We start from the raw sequence: 17,488 nt of genomic DNA, 5'->3' as shown, positions 1-17,488 counted from the left end.
CGCTCAACGCGCCTGGTGTGCCGCTCTTGTAGACATCTCCAAAGCCTATGAAACAGGTGGTCAAAGCGCTGCCAAGGCTTTGGCAGAAAAAGTGATCGACAGTGCTTATGCCTATGACAAGGGTGGTGTACTCTTCAAGCCCACGCTCACCGTCAACCCGCAGACGGTGCGTACGACGCGCGCCGGCGCTCTTGCCTATTTTGTTGGTGGTGATCCCGAGTTTCCCAATGACAAAGGATTTGCTCTGAAAGGCTGGACCTCTTGCGTAGCCGAAGACAACGCGATCATCATTCTTGGTGAAACCGCGACATCGCTCGGAAAGGTTCGCATAACGAACAAAGACGGGGCAGTGGTCACGGTGGACAAGACGTGGCAGTACGTCAAGGATCAGGATAACAACCTGCGAATCGTGGTTCATCATTCGTCTCTCGAATACAGCGACCAATAGATAATCCCGACATCATGCCAGAGATTGCGTTTCATTTCTGAAGGGCACGCCAACGGCGGAGCAAGAAATCAGCTCTTGCCCTTGGCATCCTGAACATCTCCGACGTTTGGCACGGCCAATTCACCAACTCTCGTGCCATAAGCCAGTTCAACATGAGCATTCAGAGGTTACACAACTGGTAAGTCGTCGTGGCCAGATGGCCCAACAACAGCTTGATATCATTATCCGTCAATCCTGACGGCGGCTTCGTGATCCGGTTCGGTCCACCTCATGTTCTCGTAATTGAAGCTGTAATCCGAGAGGTTCGTAAGAGTAACCAGGGCAACAGGGAAAAGATCTGCACAGCGCCCAATGGCCGCGCGGGAAGGCGCCGAAAGCAAGCGCCTTGCATGCTACTGGAATCAACAAAAATCATCGCAAGCATGAGCTTCAATCAATGCTCAACTACTCCACTTCACCGGATCTACCCTATGGGTGTCATTGAGACGCTGGCCAACGCGATGCTGTTTGAAGAGATCCAGACCCTCATCAGATCTGACAATGGTCCGGGATTGATTGACAGGACCCTGCTGCAGTAACTGTCAGGGCACGGTGCGAAGAGCCTGAGCTTCGAGCCAGACTCACCGTGGGAGAGCGAAACATGCGAACCCTTCAACGGCAAGCCCAAGCTCGGGCAGCTGCACGGTGACGTCTTCTAAGTCTCCGGGAAAACAAGCCATCATCGAACATCTGTGCATTCACTACAACACGCGAAGGCCGCCTTCGATCGATGGATACCGCACGCCGGCACCGGTCGACATCATATTGCCACCATCTCTCTAAGGGGCGACAAAGATGCAATAGCCTCTCACTGCATCTTGCATAAATACTGGCGAGGTCAACCGACCATGTTCATTGTCTTTTTGATCAGGCACCAACTGATCATGCAGGCCGTTGTTGAATACTTTACTCCCGATGCATCCTATATCTTTGCGTTGTCAGACGTCGGAGTGAATAGCAAGTACCATCGCGCGGTTGAGGATCTCGAGATACCGCCGAGAGTCCTGGCCAACGAATTCCATCTTCGAGAACTGCGCGATCCGGCTTTGAGCCAGCGCCAAATCAGATTGCTCTACAATCTGACCGGTCAACCCACAGGTCTCGACCAGTGACATGAGGCAGACATCACGCGGGTCTGGAAGGCCATCACGCAGCAATACTTCAAGCAGGCGGAGCTTCACTTCGCGAATCTCCTTTCCGTCGGTCATTGGGTAGCGGCGGGTCTTGAGCAACCAGCGGAAGCGACCCTCAGTCTCAACGAGAACGCCCCTGTCGCAGAGCCTGTTGAGGGAAGCCTCACGGACCGAATCCCCGAGATCGACCAATCGACCAATGAGGCGTTCTGACTGTTTGCTGAAAAGCGGATTGGAGAGCCGGGTGAGAACTGGATCAAGAAATCCGCTCCCTGTCGGTGTCTCGTCTACCAACCAGACCTGAGCGTTGTCGTAATCAAGGCGATCCTGCAACGCGAGTTCCATGAGTGCGGCACCAACGAAACCAGCTCGCCGCGACTCCGCAGGAAGGTCCACGAACGTACCACCCTCGTCTTTCAGAGTAAGGAGCAGAAACTCCTCAGGGACTGACAGCATATAGAAACCCTCGCTTATGTAAGCCTAATCGTCAGCAATTCGCCGTTGCCAACCTGCACAGAACGCCCAGGCGAAGTGGTCGGTACCCTTGAGGGTGGGAACATCTTTGGTATCCTAACCCGGTTCGCCGGAAAGGTGAAGCTTGCGATGACGCCGGTCTCTAAGGCTGCAATTGCCGTTTCAGCAGAATCGACTGGCGTTTGCAGAAGACTTGTGTGTCCTGCGGCGCTCACGCCGGCGGCAGGCAGTCGTTGTCCTGAAAACCCTGCCAGCTTAGAGTTTTCGTTATACTTGCTATTGACGGATAAGGACCGAAGAATACCAGTATATGCGTGGTTTTCATGGTTTCAGTGATCAACTACGTCAATCCGGAAACTAGAATTTAGCTGGGTGGACGCCATTCCAACCCCAAAACCTCAACTCCCTGTGTCATTGCCCAATCAGTTCCCAGGCACTTGGCGCAATGTTTTGTCAGTTGTGGACCTTGATGATGGCGGGTTGTTCAGTTTGGGAAACTGCCGTTCTACAACTGCACTATGCCTGCGACGGGTCAGAGATTACAGAACGACGCCAGGCTGGCAAGAAGTGTCCCTGCCCCAGTTCTCATGATCGAACACGCATGAAGGATTGCTTCAACTTACCGAAAAGGCATATCGCCATTACAATGCCGCCATCCGCTAAGGGGTTAACCCATAGGTGTTACCTTTATCCTCTATAAAGGCATTCAGCGCCTCACGGATACCTGTGCTCTCGGTTCGCACAATGAAGTTGAAGGTTTCTCGACCGCCCTCGATGTGATGAACATCAGCAACAGCAAGTCCTCCCGCAACACTGTTGTTGAACTTTTTTTGGAGATACTCATTCGAGACATCGCCCTCTTCGAAAGCATCAATCCTCTTTTTTGCCAATAGTGATTGAACGACAAAGAGTTGCACGTTGTCTGAATGCTCATCTGGAACAATCTCATCAACATATTCTATCTTGCTTTCGGGATAGCGCAGTTTTGCATCAATCTCCGCCGTTGACCCGCGCGTAACAACGATCACCTTGTCCCTGATCACTTTTGGATCGCGGAAATCTGCCAGATCTGTTGCGCGAACCAGCAGTGAGCGTTGAACAGTGAAGTATGCGTCGCTCCAGGCACCTCCTGCTCCCACAGGCCTGTCCTCACGCTTCATGATCCCGGCTGCAGCAACATCACACCGACCTGAAGCAGGCAGCGTCCATAGACCATCAAAAGGAAAGTGCCGCACTGAGAGAGATAGATTCAATCTTTTGGCAAATTGCTCCAGAAAGGAAATGTCATATCCCACCAGAGCACCGTTGGCGTCCTTATAGCTGACAGGTGCAAATCCACCATAGGTGCAGACTGTCAGTTGACCCGATGTCAGGGTCGCAACTTCCAAGTCCTTTGGGGGGTCTGCTGCAAATACTGCTGGCGTGAAAGCACAGACGAAGAAAAGACCAGTTGCACTCCAGTTGTGAGTTCTGCGCCCCATAGATAATCCCCAAAACCAACAATCAACATGTTGTAAGCAAACAGTGCAACATTCGCATATTGTCTGGCTTTCGTATAGCATATATTCGCGATGTATCGAAGGACTGTACGGGGCCTTGCCTCGATGAATGCAGACACAACACGGGCCAACGGCTGATTGGCCCGTCCACACCTACAGAGCACGAGCATGGGCATTTCTTATGTTGACTCCACGTTTCTGAGCGGCAATGGCCCACGTGGATCACTGCGCTCCAGCAGAACAGGAAGAGCGACTATGAACCGAGGATCAGCTCCGCTGGCAGCGCGAACGGCAGGCGTCGGTGTTCTGCTTGAACAGCTCGGACAAAAGTGTTGATGCCAATCCTCTGATGACCACCACCAATATTACGATCGAGCGCTTGGCATAGGGCGATATGAAATACATTGCTCTTCAATGGTCTATCTCGCCAATAGCCTGTGTCGGGCATGGTGAACGACCCCGGAGGCCGCATAGCGCTGAAGTGACGGATGTGAAAAACGTGATGGAAGCCAGAGCGCCTAGTGAACACTCCGCACCGATCCAAGCTTTTAGGAATTTAACATTCTACCGCGGAGCTACGCCCGTGACGGAAGAGAGATTGGTTGACTGGGAGCACGAACGGCAAGGAGGTAGGGATGGCTTACATCTCATCCTTGGCCTGCGCTACGGCCGAATGCATGAAGGTAGGTCCTGGCAGTACCTCCCAATCATGTCCATCGTCTGAAAGGGGCCGACGGCATTTCGGACACCGGAGCAGTTCCCCGTTCCCGAACTCGGACGAGGGTCCCACATAGGCACAGAGATAATGATGCAGCATTTCGCCACGTGTGAGACATGGGACAGTCATCTTGACCAGAGTCCAAGCCGCTCCATGAGCGAGGTATAGAATTCGACCAGACCGTCCATTGAGCGCCAGTAGTTGTACCTTATCTCGACATGCGTCATGACGGGTGGATATGTTTCACCCGGGTTGAGCTTGATAATGACCACCTGACCCGTGTCAGCCGGTCTGAAAATCGATACAGACTCTGCAGCAACGTCTGAGACAGAAAGCAGATCAGATATCGTTCCTCGGATGATGCGATATCCATCAAGGATGTAAACAGGATCTCCCGCCAATGGTTGCCTAATCCTTGAAGAGTCCATCACCCATTGTACATACTGTTTCGACTCGTCGAGGACCTCGATAATTGGCTGGCCGGTGGGAACGCTCTGACCTGCATAGGCGATGCGTGTCGATACGACACCTGAAATCGGCGTGACCTGATCTCCGTTGTTGAAGGAAGTGAGAACAGCTGAGTATATTTCCTGGATGCGCTCAAGAGAAACTTCCAACCCAGCGATTTCAGCAGATATCTCCTTCAACTCCGCATAGGTCTGGGCCACCATCAGAGCTGACAGAGCCTCTTCCCGGATTATTTCAGCGCAGAACAGAGAGCCCGATATGCAGCCTTTGTCACCGAGCTTCTTCGCATTGGTTACGGCTGACTCGGCACGTTTCCGGGCTGCGGGTAGCGTTGCTTCAGCGACAGCCCGTCTGATGCGGCTGTCAGCGACCGTCTTGTTCTGTTCGGCAAGAGACGTTGCAAGGTGGGCGCGTAGCACTTCGACCTCTGGCGATCGCACTCTCGCCACGACGTCACCGGCCTTGACTCTCTCGCCGGGCCTCACATTAACCTCAACTATCTGCGCGATGTATGGCGTGGAGATGATGTATCTCGGTGCGAGGACCTGCCCAGCGCTTTCCGTATAGATCAGCGGTTTCAGCATCAACCAGCCGAGTATGGCAGCAAGCCCAAGAAGCAGGGTCGCATAGGCCGTTCGAACGACACCTCCTGCAGTTGCTCTTCTGGACTTTACCGGGTCTATCGTCGTAGGCATGTTGTTCATGGCATCTCATTGGCCATCATAGAGGGCTGCGCGTATGCGGTCTGGCACGAAGGGATCGTTGTGTGATCTCGCAAAGATTATTTCATCCGTGTAGGCGTAAAATCGAACGAGTTTCATGATAAGGCCCTGGTAGAGGGGTACCAGTGGAAACACTATGAGTTCCAGTATGGTCGGAGGGCGCCTTGCCGCGACAAAGGCAAGAGCGATGTTGGTTACATAAACCAAAAGGAGCGCGACATAGAAACCGGCAAGAAGTGACCAGAAATCTGCGCTTCGAGTGATAGCTAGATTGGTCAGATAGAAGGGGAAGACAAGTGTTGGAATCAGCTCAAGAAGGATGAAATCCATTCGCTGCAACGTATCGCTCAAGCGCTCGCCTTTAAACCTCAAGGACATTTGTTGGTACATGAAGACACGGATGCTGAGGGCATCGCGGTCCCAGCGACAACGTTGACGGATGAGACTTCTTGGTGTTTGGGGTACATTAGTCTCTACGATGGCATCACTGACGAAGCGTACCTGATAGCCAGCTTGTCTCAACCTCAGTGTGATTTCGAGGTCCTCACCTGGCCCGACATTCATCCCTCCAATAAGCTCAAACACGGAGCGCCGGAACATCGAGAACGCGCCGGAACAGCAACTTACTGCCCCCAGGTGTTCGAGAAATCCTCTTCCAACGCTGACCGAGAGAAGATATTCGATTGATTGTATCGCTGTGAGTAAGTTGCAAGCCTTGTTGGCAACAATAATATTTCCAGTGGCTACGCCAACGCTGTCATCGCTGAAGGCTGACGCAAGGCGAGCAGTAGCTCCACGATGAACGGAGGTATCGGCGTCGACAACAAGAAGCAGTTCACCTGTGGCATAGCGTGCGCCATGGTTGATTGCCGCGCTCTTTCCCGCTCGTTGCTGATGGTGAAGCACTTTCAATCGGGGATAGACCTTCTGCAGTTCAGCGAGGCACTGAGGCGTGTTGTCGGTCGATCCATCATTGACGACAATGACGTCTTCAATTCCATCAGCGAAAATGCTCCGAATGGTGTGAGCCAGAACGTCCGCGCCGTTGAACGCTGGGACAATAGCTGACACCGAAAAATCAGAGACCGGAGAGGCTACTGAACCTCGGAGCTGCGCAAGAGCCAGCACAACAATCGAGAACGTATACCGGGGTATCTCAAGGACAATGAGGAGAAACGCCAGTGTAAAGGGCTGCTCCCTCAAGAACTCTCCGGTGAGACCAATCGCGTCAAAATTCACGATGTTGGGACTTCTCTCGTGCCGAACACTGAACCAAGCATATGCATCAGTCCGTGCAGAAACCTAGCTAAAACTGCACAACCAGAAATGCAACTTTAGGAGGCATCACGTGAAGAGAGATATGTGGGTCGCAAGATTCTGATCAGTAGGTGGGCTGTCGTATCTCAATGCTACATCCGATCGTGTTGGCAAGAAGACGTCCAGGGACGCACCATGACCGCTACCCCGGCTTCCTGATGCTCCTTGGCAATCTGGCCACAAGCCTTGCAGTCGACTTTGCGACAAGTGTCGGTCATGATGACGAAGGGCCCCTGACGTTCCCTCAGCACCTCTGACTTAGAGAAGGCCATCTGAGCGTCAATCAGCAACAATGAACCTAATTTGTTCATGACGATAAGCAATCATCACCAGAGAGCCGTAGAGATTCAGCGTGGCCAATGGATGAAAACACCCAAGGCCGGAGCATCGACACAATGGCTGTTCAGACGGTGACACTTGCTCCAAGAGCAAGTTTCCACACAGCTTGAGGGATTCAGTTGAAGTCCTTGCATGTCCAAACAGGATCATGAGCACACAAGCTCATCATCAACCCACGTAAATTCCCCAACACCTCGTTGGATTCGAACCCAGGCTGTCTGCTTCATCACTATGGAACCGGTAAGACAGTGAAATGTTATGGAGTTTTCGGGTAGAGAAAACCCTCAACCCAAATCCTCTTCCGATGATCCTGCATAGCTCAATCTGCCTTTGATCAAGACTCGACCTGACTCCAGTCTGGCTGATTCTGGTTCCAACTTTCCTGAATTGAGCGAAACGACATTCATATCTTGCACCAAGGCCCACATACTGCCCGAACAGCGGAAGCAAGGCTGCAACGACCAAAGATCGCGTTAAAGGCTGGAATGTCTGGTGCAATCTGACTTCGCAGACAACAGCCTCACGAGCAACAATGGCGAATGGGCAGAGCGATGCCATTAGATTCCACGCCAATGGTAAGTGCATCAGCAAGGCAACAGGGCAATCATCCCGCAGGGATTCTACCTATGGATGATCCATCGAAGGAGCCGACACGACGGTCGACTTGTGCCAGCCGCTGAGCGGACACCTTCGATCAGATCAACAGGCGTCTCAGAGATTCTTTGAATTATCCAGCGGCATTTCTGATAGTCGCATCTTGATCTTCTTGCATGATCAGCATTCAGCCTATCACCTGGAACATACTTTCTGAGCTTATAGCTGTCGTTTCGCCTACTCCAACACGATGCTTGTATTCACTCACATTTATCGATGAGATCTGTCCAAGAGCCGGGCAAGAGGAGATGCATAGTCCAGTACCAACCCTGGCGTCCAAGTGGCAGCTTCTGCCCGGCTCCGAACAAGAGCGGCCTGCCAGAAGTCAGGCGTCAGCAGAAGGCGCATAAGGCGCAACCAGGGAAAGGGAGTTGACAGCGCGCCTTCAACTGAGGCGTCCAAAGCAGCTGCTACCAATGTTGAGCAGTTCCTGTTGACCAAGTTGTAAGTCGAGTCTTGTTTGTACCCTGCCCAAAACGCCCGGAGACGCCGAGTGCTGACATTATGGATCGTCACGCGCTCATCAGCATTGCACCAATTGGCGACCTCCTCAGCATAGGACGGCTTGAATATGCCTGGAACATGATGTTCGGGCCTTCCGCTGATGGCGGCAACAAAGTTTCCAGCAGAATGAGCGCTCTCAGCTTCTGGGTAGTGGCTTATGTAGATATCTGGTGGCGAACCGAGTGCAACATGCCCGAACGACAAATTTCCTTCGGGATCTGCTGCCGCCAGATACCGGTCCACAATAGGCCTGCGACTCTTTATGTTAGCTGAGCCTGCAGGCGTCCATACATATACTGTCAGTGGTGTGTCGCGAATTTCTTTCTGTGGGTCATGGTCAAGCAGTACCGGTGCATGATCATACCAACCGCGCTTGCCGAAGATTGGAAGCAATAAAAGCGCTGCTTCCTCTTCGTGGTTGCGCAGAAGAAGACCCGTTTTCAACAAAAGCCAACCTGTAAGCACCAAGTATAACGCCAGAGAAACGGTGATGTTCTGATCAGCCTCAAAGGGCCAATTCAGCACGAGCATGATCGCCAGCAGAAATTCCATGGCCGAGAATACAACCAGTTCCCGCCATGCTGGAAAACGAGACAGCCATGCTGGGATGACTCGGTTTAGTCCATCGAGAAGAAACAATACGGCAAACATCAACGCCAGGGTCCTTGCGCCATAAACTGGTGCAAACAGGAAAATCATGGTACCAAAGGTCGCTGCAAGTAACGTGTAGCCAAGTTTGGCAGGTGCCGTGATCATCTGTCCGTTTGCAATGATCATTGCAGTTCGAGCGAGTCCATAAACAGCGAAGGCGAGTCCCAAGAGTAAAATCACTGCCTGTTCAATACCTGGTATGTATCTCAAAACCGAGAGCATCCCCAAAAGCAAAACCAGAAAACCAACAATTGTAAGTACATACCAGCGTTTGCGGAAAGCGGCCGGTCCGATAAGTAACAACCCCAATTTCAACATGAGTAGTGCTCCCAGACGACTGTAACTTCAGCCATGCAGGCATGTCCATGGTGTATTTGGAGACGTTTCTTGGTCAAAGGCGCAGGTGGTAGGTGTAAGTTCGATTCATCCATGCTGAAGCAATCCAACCAGGACACGATCAACTAACCCATCGATGAAATCATCTGTGCATTGCATCGCTGGGCAGCGCACGGTATCGGCTCAAGAGAGAGGGCGGCGCTCGGCGTCCTGCACAAGGAGGTGCACTGCTCTCCTCAAAAATTTTTCAGTCTGGCCATGCCGGATTTCAGCGAAACAAACCACACACAGGGCAGCGATCCCCCTGGATTACGTGATATTGGAATAATGTGGAATCCAAGGCATTGCCATGGCAATCGAGCCTACGACAGGGAGCTTGGAATTCTACCGTTCTGCCGATGAACCACGCCCGAGCCGGAGCGGCAGATGATGGCGTGGTCGCAAGAAAAAATCCACGTTACATCTTTACGTCAGTGCGGCCCTCGATCTTCGGAGCAACCGTCTTCCGAGAGGACATATAAGCCATAACATCGTTCGCTATCAGCTTGCCATCACGCATGCCAAGCAGCGGCTTGCCCTGTTTGAAGGCGGTATATCCGTCGCCGCCTTCAAACAGATAGTCACTGGTGGCGATGGTGTAACGCGCGGATGGATCGAGCGGCTTGCCGCCAATGATGACGTCCGATACGCGCTGACCCTTGGGCTTTCGTATGTCGATCGTGAAGGACATGCCAGAGACCTGAGGGAAACGGCCTGCGGGATTTGGGAGTTCCCCCACGCCATTTTCCAGCGCATCGTGAATGGCCGCGCCTGTGATGTTGAGTTTCACAGTGTGCATATTGAAGGGAAGCTCTTCCAAGATATGCCGCCGCGTCAGTTCGGTTCCAGCGGGATACTCGGTGTTACCCCTGATTGTTCCTCCATTGACGATGGCAGCATCAGCATCGACTGCCCAGCGCATTGCATCCGCAACCAGGTTGCCCATGGCGGCCTCGCGCGTACGAACCGACCTGCTACGGCTGTCGAGTGGCTCAGTCACGGTTCCCACCGGTATGTCGAGCTGCTGGCTGAGCTCAGCATTGTAGGCATCAACGCGAGCCTGCGTTTCGGGATCAGGCGTAATTGTTGTCGTCTCGATAATACGGAAATCCGGAATCCAGCTGACGCGGCGCTTGCCATCCTGTTCCGAGATATCCACGGTGAGATCTATGGCGGTTACGTAATTTGCTTCCTGCATGGACTCCACAAAGGCCGTTTTACCGTCATAGAGGACGGCAAGGTCGTGGTCGTCACCCGAAAGAATGACATCAAAGGCGCCGCTAGCATACAACCTCATGTCGGTTTCGCGGACTGCATGAACCACGGCCACCACGATGTCTGCGCCCGCCTTACGAAGTTCTCCCGCCAGCCTCACTCCAGTGTCAAAGGTCGAAGCAAAGGACAGACCTGTGCCCGGCCGTGACTTCACCGGGCTGTCGTCCGCGGCAAGGCCGATAAAACCTACCTTGAGACTGCCAAACGTCTTGATCTCAGTGTCCCGGAAGCCTGGCAGCGGGCGGCCATCCTGCAGGCGCAGATTCGCGGCAAAAATCGGAAAGCGCGCCTCCTCCATGCGTTTCATGAACACGTCCTGACCAAAATCAAATTCATGATTGCCAGGCGTGAAGATATCAGGTGGAGCCATGTTGGTGAGCACGATCGTATGTTCGCCCTTGTCAAAGCCCGACAGCAACGATGGTGAGATCAGGTCGCCGCCATGGGCATAGACAAGATGTCCACCTTTAGCCCGTTCCGCCTTCACCACCGCGCTGAGCCTGGCGAAGCCACCGCGCTCCGAATTGCCGTCTACCTTATAGGTATCGCAGGCAAAAAGCAGGGTGAGGTTCACAGTTTCGGCCCGGACTGGCGACAGAACTGCGCCGATGCCAAAGAAAACAACGATCGCAGCATTGCGAAACAGACGCATCGGGCCTCCTGGAATTTCGTTCAATGGAACATTAATCCGCACCGCTGCTTGCATACAATAAATAAAGTTTCATTTTAACACCCCCCTTCTGAAAGCGGCGAGGACTCATCGGGGGTAGCTTAATGGGCTTTGATCGCGCGCGTCCTGGATATGCAAAACGTACTTGGGAGATGAACAAATTTCCAACTCACAGGCAGTTATGAAATGGTAAAGACGGTCACCGCAGGGGTGACGATCTCGCCAGCAAAAAAGCAATATAAAGAGTAACCGGACTACTGAAAGCGCCGGAGAGAAACCCAGAAAAGTTCTCAAGCTGACCTGTGCCGTGCGGATACTGAATGGGATCGCCGGCTCGCATGGCGCGGATTGATTTGAAAGTGATGCTATGAAGACCCAGAGAAAGACCACAATCAAATGCAATTGACAGAATTGCAAGCGAGTTGGACATATCCCCGGCAGAAATGGATGCAAGCGGGAGGGGAATCAGGGTAAAGCTTAACGCATGCGAAAGCTCGGCCAGCTCAACCAACATTCTGTTAGAGTTATGTCAGTACTTTCACCACTCGCTACTGATCAAGTCGCTGCGTTTTATGCTCACGTTTGTAGATGATCAACTCCACTTGCTTTCTATCCCCACCGCCTATCGCGGAACGCTTGATTCGCATCTTTGATCTCGGATCTTTCAGGATTTTCTTTTGCGACGCTCTGCTGATCACAGCGAAAATGGATATGACACTCCTGTTGGAGTTTTTTTGCGAAAGCATCACCATCACCCCGCCTACCTTCTTACCCCTCGTGGTCAGCTCCGTAGCCTTATGATTATGTGGCGATAGACAAGGGTCATGACGACCGGGTGCCGGTACGGCTGCGCAGCACGCTCAGACTTTGAACGGTTCACGCCGGTCATAGTCAGCTCCAAACCACCGAGTTGGGAACTGTCTTTATGCAGATGCTCATGAAGTTCAACTGACCGAAGCACCCACAAACTGGATCTCGACGCACAAGGTGATTGCTGAGCCAATCCTGCTCCGGGGACCAGTTCGATACACCCTCAGGCTGTGATCATAGATAAACCGCCCCAGAAGTTACTGGCGGTGTGCGGGACAAAGGAGTCTCCGGACAGAACATGCTGGTAGAGATACAGAGATGACCGCCTCAACCTGCCGACTTGCTTACATGGGTCGAGCATCTTGAGGTGGAATTCAGTTTGATTCCCGAGATATCCGACTTGGTGCTTGGACCAGAACAATACTAAGTGTAGTTATCAACTGGGTTGCAGAGCCCCTGATATCCCGACATCATCGAACCGATTCTAATCTACATTGCACAGTTGCCAATCTGGATCACCATTACACTCACAGTGGTTCTTTCGGTGATTATGAGTCTGCTCGGCACTTTATTGACATATGAGTTGTTCACCTACCGCGAACTGGCTGCAAACAACGATATAGCCAATGCGAAATATGGTTACTTTGGAGGAATATTCGCTGTTTCGCTAGGACTTGCGCTAGTAGGTGCCTACGGCGTCTACATGGATCTTCGCGACTCTTCGGTCAGAGAAGCGGGAGCGCTCCGCACTTTATACTACAGCTTGCCAGCCGGGGGAGATGCACAGATTGGCCCCTACGATGCCGCCAAGAAGGCCGCAATCATCAATTATGCGAAAGCAATCGTTGATGGAGAGTCGATGATACAGACGGAAAGCGAGATGGCAACGTCAACATCGGTGGCGCTGAAGAAGATGTTTGACGCTCTCATGGCTGAGCCGAGTAGAAATCCAATATTAGACAGTCACATGCACTGGATCAACGATGCCATTGAAGCACATTCGATGCGCACGGCCACTTATTCACGCACACTTTCCATCATGATCTGGACTATTCTTTTATTTGGCACATTTCTTTCGATAACCGTACCACTATTCATAGGCACACAATATTTCATGACCCAGGCACTTCTATCCAGTGCATTTTCAACTTTCATCATGCTGCACCTTCTCGTCATCATTCATCTGGCCTATCCGATCAATAGTGAAATCGGCATCACGGCTGAGCCATATTCCGAGTTTATCGAAGAAGTACGGAAGCTGCAGGAGGAACTTGTTACTCAAAGCAATCCTCTTTAGGGATTGCGACAAGCAATTTCTTAATCAGACTGCTTGGGGCATTTCGAAAATCGTTCAGCAGCCGGCAGAGAACTTTCCTCAACTCCGATGACGGCGATGGCTTTGCTCAGGAGGCGCTATATTTTTGAAAAACACTTATTCAGCAGAGTGATTATCGACTAAGCAGGGGGTTTGGCTCCGACGACACACAAGGAAACTTGCGGAATGTCCCGCATCTGGTGAAATAACAGAAAGGAAACGTCATGAAGGATCGGCGGAAGATTGTGCTTGGCCTCGCAGCAGGAATGGCCGGGCTCGCAGCCGTTACGCAGCCGCCATTGGCCAATACGAAGATATCGGACGCGGAGGCACAGTCAGCGATCGACGGCTTTCTGGATGCCTTGTTTTCCGGCGATCTGGCCAGGATCAGCGAGGTGCTTGGCCCAGAATTCCAGATCATGCGGTCGGATGGCTCAAGCCATGATAAGGCCAGCTATCTGAAGGCCTTGCCCAACCACAAGATACGCCCCGTGGCCATTGGCCTCAAGGTCACGGGCCATGATGATGTCTTCGTTGCCAGCTACACGGTGAAAAGCAACCAGACGATCGATGGCCAGACTGTCGAGGCCATCTCTCCGCGGCTTTCTGTGTTCCACAAGGAAGGGGATCGCTGGCTCATCGTTGCACACTCCAATTTCGGGCGGATTGGCTGACCGCCGCAAGAGAGCACTACCCAAGCGCGAGGCTGCACAAGAGCTTGCGGGATCATCACGGCAATGTCGGAAACCTGTGGCTGCTGCGCAAATAACAGCTTTTAGGTTTATATTGTACAGGACCTGCAAGGCCCCAACTGATGCACGCAGCGGACTTGCACCAAAGACCGATGTAAAGCTGTCTGAAGAAACGCATTGAGCCCGTACCGGTGCTACAGAGACCTGGCGTGCAACAGGCGGCCGTGGGCGGACCGGCAGCCGTTACGTCGAGAGCGCTGACCTTACGGCACATTGGACCGGATTGGCCCATTTTCGCCGACCGCCCAAACGCCATCAGGGGTCACCGGGCCACTTCTTGCAATTTCTTCCTGTAAGCATGTCTACTAACAAAAACTCTATTCTCGTTAGCCAATCACGGCTGAGGCACCTCGCCAGAGTAAAGCCCGAATGAACCCATGCTTGTGATAGGCGCTGGACAGGCTCATGGAAATAAAATACCAGTTTCCAATAAGTTACTTGAGATCAACGTCATCAGGAAGGCTGTGGAGACCACATGAGGCGTGTAATCATTTTAGCCGCAGTATTGCTTTGGTCCTTTCAGGTCGTTGCCGCAGCTGATGCACCGACTACGCAAGATGCTTTCACGGAGCTGAATACCGTCTCGCGTGAGGCTTACGGCGCAAGCAAGAATGAGGTAATCGCACCCGATCAGGCGATCTTTCTGGTCACAGACAAAGTGACACTTATTCGCGGGACTGAACTTGGTTCGCTGCCGCTGCTGCCGCCAGTCTATGATGAGCTCAAGGACATCTCACATCTTCAGTTGGGCATCTATGGTGCGGTTACCGGGCTCATCAAACATCAGGGCACTCAGCCGTGGATAGACCGGCTGACTGCGCTGCGAACCGCCGGTCTGGCCGCAAAGAGCGCTCTTCCAGGCTCTCTGTTCAATGATGCTCAACGCATTCGCCAGGCCACTTTCATCGATCAGAGCATCGCTTTCCTTGACGATGTGCTGTCGCGCCGCTCCTCAAGCATGGAGGCTCTGACCGCCTATATGCGGGCGACGACGCCTGCGATCCTGGCAAATGTAAACGATGCAGCAATCGCCCAGATCGACATGCTGGACAAGGCTGTAAAGGAACTGAGCAAACAGCTGTCCGAAGAAGAATTCGCAAATGCCATTGCGGTGCTCACAGGGCCCAAAATGCCGCGCGTTGACTTCCTGCCATCACAATACTTTGCATTTGCCTTCAACGAAGATCTGGCCACGAGCAAGCGCATTGTCTATGTCGAAAACATCTATGACGCCGAAGGCGCGTTGGCCGTATTGCGTACCTTCCTCAACGATCGCCGCATGAGTGAAGTGGCCTACGGAGATGCCAACCGCCTGGAACGCGACCTGCTGGGAGATGCGGCGACAGCAGAATTGCTTCGTCGATTCGGCAAGCTCGGCCCGGCGCAAAACCAATAGGCTGGTACCGTATCCGGCGGAAGCACGACGGTGGACTTGACCCAGATCGGGGGGAGTGTCGTTGGCAGGCTGGCGCCTGCAGGCGACACCATACCCTGGCTGCAGACGGGATTTCTTGAACAGTTCTGTCTTTTTGCCCGGATGACTGGACGGCCTGAGTAAAGATCGCGCCGGAGCAAGGCTGGTCTGCTGAACACAGCAATTTTGAATGGCGCAGTCTTGCAACTGGCCCGCAGCCTGTTTCCAATTTCCTGGAAAACGGCACAGCCAGACTAGCAGATCTTGATGCCCGTGATGATTTCGGGGCGGAAACCAGCCCTGGGCAGGAGTGTGTTCTGACTATTGACATTCTTCTGCCTGCAATCGAGAAACGCCAGGCGTGCAATCCTTTTCACGCGTTCTCGGCCTCATCGGCTGACCTTGGGACGGGAGACGACGCAAGATGAAAATCATCCGCAGCGCCTGCATTCTGACCATCATGGCAGCGAGCGCCCTGCTCCTGACCCCGAATGAGCCACGTGCGCAGGACAAGAAGCCGAATGTCGTCTTCTTCCTCGTCGACAACACCGGTTGGGGCGACTGGGGTTCGTATGGCGGGACAGTGCCGACGCCCAGGCTTGACGATCTGGCGCGTGAAGGGCTTCGCTTCACCAACTACAACGTCGAGGTTCAATGCACACCGACCCGCTCGGCAATCCATACAGGCCGACATCCGGTTCGCTCTGGAACATATGTCGTTCCCTGGCCCGGCGAGGGCAAGGCTGGACTTTCGCCCTGGGAGTACACCATCGCCGAAATGTTCTCTGAATCCGGATATGCCACCGCGCTTTTCGGCAAGTGGCACCTTGGCGATAGCCAGGGCCGGCTTCCAAGTGATCAGGGCTATGACGAATGGTGGGGAATCATGAACAGCTGGGACGAAGCCGGCTACACCCAATGGCCCCTGTTCGAAGAATCCGGCCTTCCAGCACCGATGATCTGGGAGGGCGTGAAGGGCAAACCTTCGACGCCGGTCATGCCGCTTGACTTGAATGTTCGCCCGATCGTGGATGAGAAGTACATAATCCCCAAGACGATCGACTTCATCGACCGGCAGGTTGCCGCTGGCAAGCCCTTCTTCGTCTACGTCGGCTATTCGGAGATGCATCCGCCTGCGATACCCAATCCGTCCTTTGCCAATGCCTCAACATCACGCAGTGGCGCCTTCGCTGACCTGATTGCGGAAATGGATGTCCGAGTCGGGCAGGTGGTGGATGCCGTGAGGAAGGCGGGGGTGGAGGATAACACCATCTTCATCGTCTCAAGCGACAATGCTGGCGGAGGCCTGATCCCCCAGACGGGACCAGGTTCCAACGGACCTTGGCGTGGCAACTTCTTCGACACGCCCTTCGAAGGCAGCATGCGCGTCCCCGCCATCGTTCGCTGGCCAGGTCACATTGCAGCCGGCAAAGCGACCGAGCAGATGCTGGCGGCAGTCGACTGGCTGCCAACCCTTGCCAACATGGTGGGTGCCCAGAACCTGGTGCCCAAGGACCGGCCGATCGACGGTGTAGACGCCTCCTCCTTCATGCTTGGCAAAAGCGCAACCACCGGCCGCGACAGCTACATGTTCTTCGGAATAGACGGCGAACTAATGTCGGTGAAGTGGAAGTTCTACAAGACGATCTTCCGCTATACTGCACAGGATCCCGCAATCGGCAGTGGCTACGTCAAGCCACAGTTGCCACTGATGTATGATCTTAGCAGCGACCCACATGAGGATTCGAATCTCTGGTATGTCAACCTGACCAATGGCTGGATTCTCTCGCCCGTGTTCAGGCTCGTCGAGGCTTATGCGGAGAGCGTGAAAGAATATCCGAACATCAAGGTCGGCGAGGAGTTTACGGGGTACAAGAAGTAACTGCGGCGGTTGTGCACAACATCCTTGGT

The 17,488-nt window shown here is 53.2% G+C and carries 13 protein-coding genes; 5 read left to right on the top strand and 8 right to left on the bottom strand.

Features of this window, described 5'->3' with window-relative positions; genetic code table 11:
* The coding region (locus ACILRN_RS02190) for a hypothetical protein (RefSeq protein ID WP_395685114.1) at positions 1 to 448 on the top strand (448 nt) is incomplete at its 5' end.
* Between the two features lie 977 nt (positions 449 to 1,425).
* On the opposite strand, the gene ACILRN_RS02185 is transcribed toward ACILRN_RS02190, so the two are convergent.
* The 8 genes from ACILRN_RS02185 to ACILRN_RS02150 all read right to left on the bottom strand — a co-directional run bounded on the left by ACILRN_RS02185 (position 1,426) and on the right by ACILRN_RS02150 (position 11,800).
* A complete protein-coding gene (locus ACILRN_RS02185; protein ID WP_395685112.1) occupies positions 1,426 to 2,076 on the bottom strand; it encodes a GPP34 family phosphoprotein in 651 nt (216 codons plus the stop codon).
* Between the two features lie 677 nt (positions 2,077 to 2,753).
* Positions 2,754 to 3,575, bottom strand: a complete 822-nt coding sequence (locus ACILRN_RS02180; RefSeq protein ID WP_395685111.1) for a substrate-binding periplasmic protein — start codon at positions 3,573 to 3,575, stop codon at positions 2,754 to 2,756.
* 658 nt (positions 3,576 to 4,233) lie between these two features.
* Positions 4,234 to 4,410, bottom strand: a complete 177-nt coding sequence (locus ACILRN_RS02175; RefSeq protein ID WP_395685116.1) for a hypothetical protein — start codon at positions 4,408 to 4,410, stop codon at positions 4,234 to 4,236.
* A gap of 26 nt (positions 4,411 to 4,436) precedes the next feature.
* On the bottom strand, positions 4,437 to 5,483 hold the full coding sequence (locus tag ACILRN_RS02170; RefSeq protein WP_395685109.1) for an HlyD family secretion protein: 1,047 nt from the start codon (positions 5,481 to 5,483) through the stop codon (positions 4,437 to 4,439).
* A gap of 6 nt (positions 5,484 to 5,489) precedes the next feature.
* Positions 5,490 to 6,740, bottom strand: a complete 1,251-nt coding sequence (locus tag ACILRN_RS02165; protein ID WP_395685108.1) for a glycosyltransferase — start codon at positions 6,738 to 6,740, stop codon at positions 5,490 to 5,492.
* Between the two features lie 1,281 nt (positions 6,741 to 8,021).
* A complete protein-coding gene (locus ACILRN_RS02160; protein ID WP_395685106.1) occupies positions 8,022 to 9,284 on the bottom strand; it encodes an HdeD family acid-resistance protein in 1,263 nt (420 codons plus the stop codon).
* Positions 9,285 to 9,759: 475 nt separating this feature from the next.
* The gene (locus tag ACILRN_RS02155) at positions 9,760 to 11,268 is read right to left on the bottom strand and encodes a bifunctional metallophosphatase/5'-nucleotidase (protein WP_395685105.1); all 1,509 of its coding nucleotides are present in this window, start codon (positions 11,266 to 11,268) and stop codon (positions 9,760 to 9,762) included.
* Between the two features lie 217 nt (positions 11,269 to 11,485).
* On the bottom strand, positions 11,486 to 11,800 hold the full coding sequence (locus tag ACILRN_RS02150) for a hypothetical protein (RefSeq protein ID WP_395685103.1): 315 nt from the start codon (positions 11,798 to 11,800) through the stop codon (positions 11,486 to 11,488).
* A 798-nt stretch (positions 11,801 to 12,598) separates the two neighbouring features.
* On the opposite strand from ACILRN_RS02150, the gene ACILRN_RS02145 reads away from it, so the two are divergent.
* The 4 genes from ACILRN_RS02145 (at position 12,599) to ACILRN_RS02130 (ending at position 17,459) form a co-directional block, all read left to right on the top strand.
* On the top strand, positions 12,599 to 13,393 hold the full coding sequence (locus ACILRN_RS02145; RefSeq protein WP_395685101.1) for a hypothetical protein: 795 nt from the start codon (positions 12,599 to 12,601) through the stop codon (positions 13,391 to 13,393).
* Positions 13,394 to 13,635: 242 nt separating this feature from the next.
* A complete protein-coding gene (locus ACILRN_RS02140; RefSeq protein WP_395685099.1) occupies positions 13,636 to 14,085 on the top strand; it encodes a nuclear transport factor 2 family protein in 450 nt (149 codons plus the stop codon).
* A gap of 553 nt (positions 14,086 to 14,638) precedes the next feature.
* A complete protein-coding gene (locus ACILRN_RS02135; protein ID WP_395685097.1) occupies positions 14,639 to 15,559 on the top strand; it encodes a hypothetical protein in 921 nt (306 codons plus the stop codon).
* A 442-nt stretch (positions 15,560 to 16,001) separates the two neighbouring features.
* Positions 16,002 to 17,459 carry an arylsulfatase gene (locus ACILRN_RS02130; RefSeq protein ID WP_395685095.1) on the top strand — a complete coding sequence of 486 codons (1,458 nt, stop codon included), beginning with the start codon at positions 16,002 to 16,004 and terminating at the stop codon, positions 17,457 to 17,459.
* Positions 17,460 to 17,488: the final 29 nt, after the last annotated feature.

This window comes from Aestuariivirga sp. (assembly GCF_044238155.1).
Lineage (GTDB): Bacteria > Pseudomonadota > Alphaproteobacteria > Rhizobiales > Aestuariivirgaceae > Aestuariivirga.
This window is presented reverse-complemented; position numbering and strand designations above follow the sequence as displayed.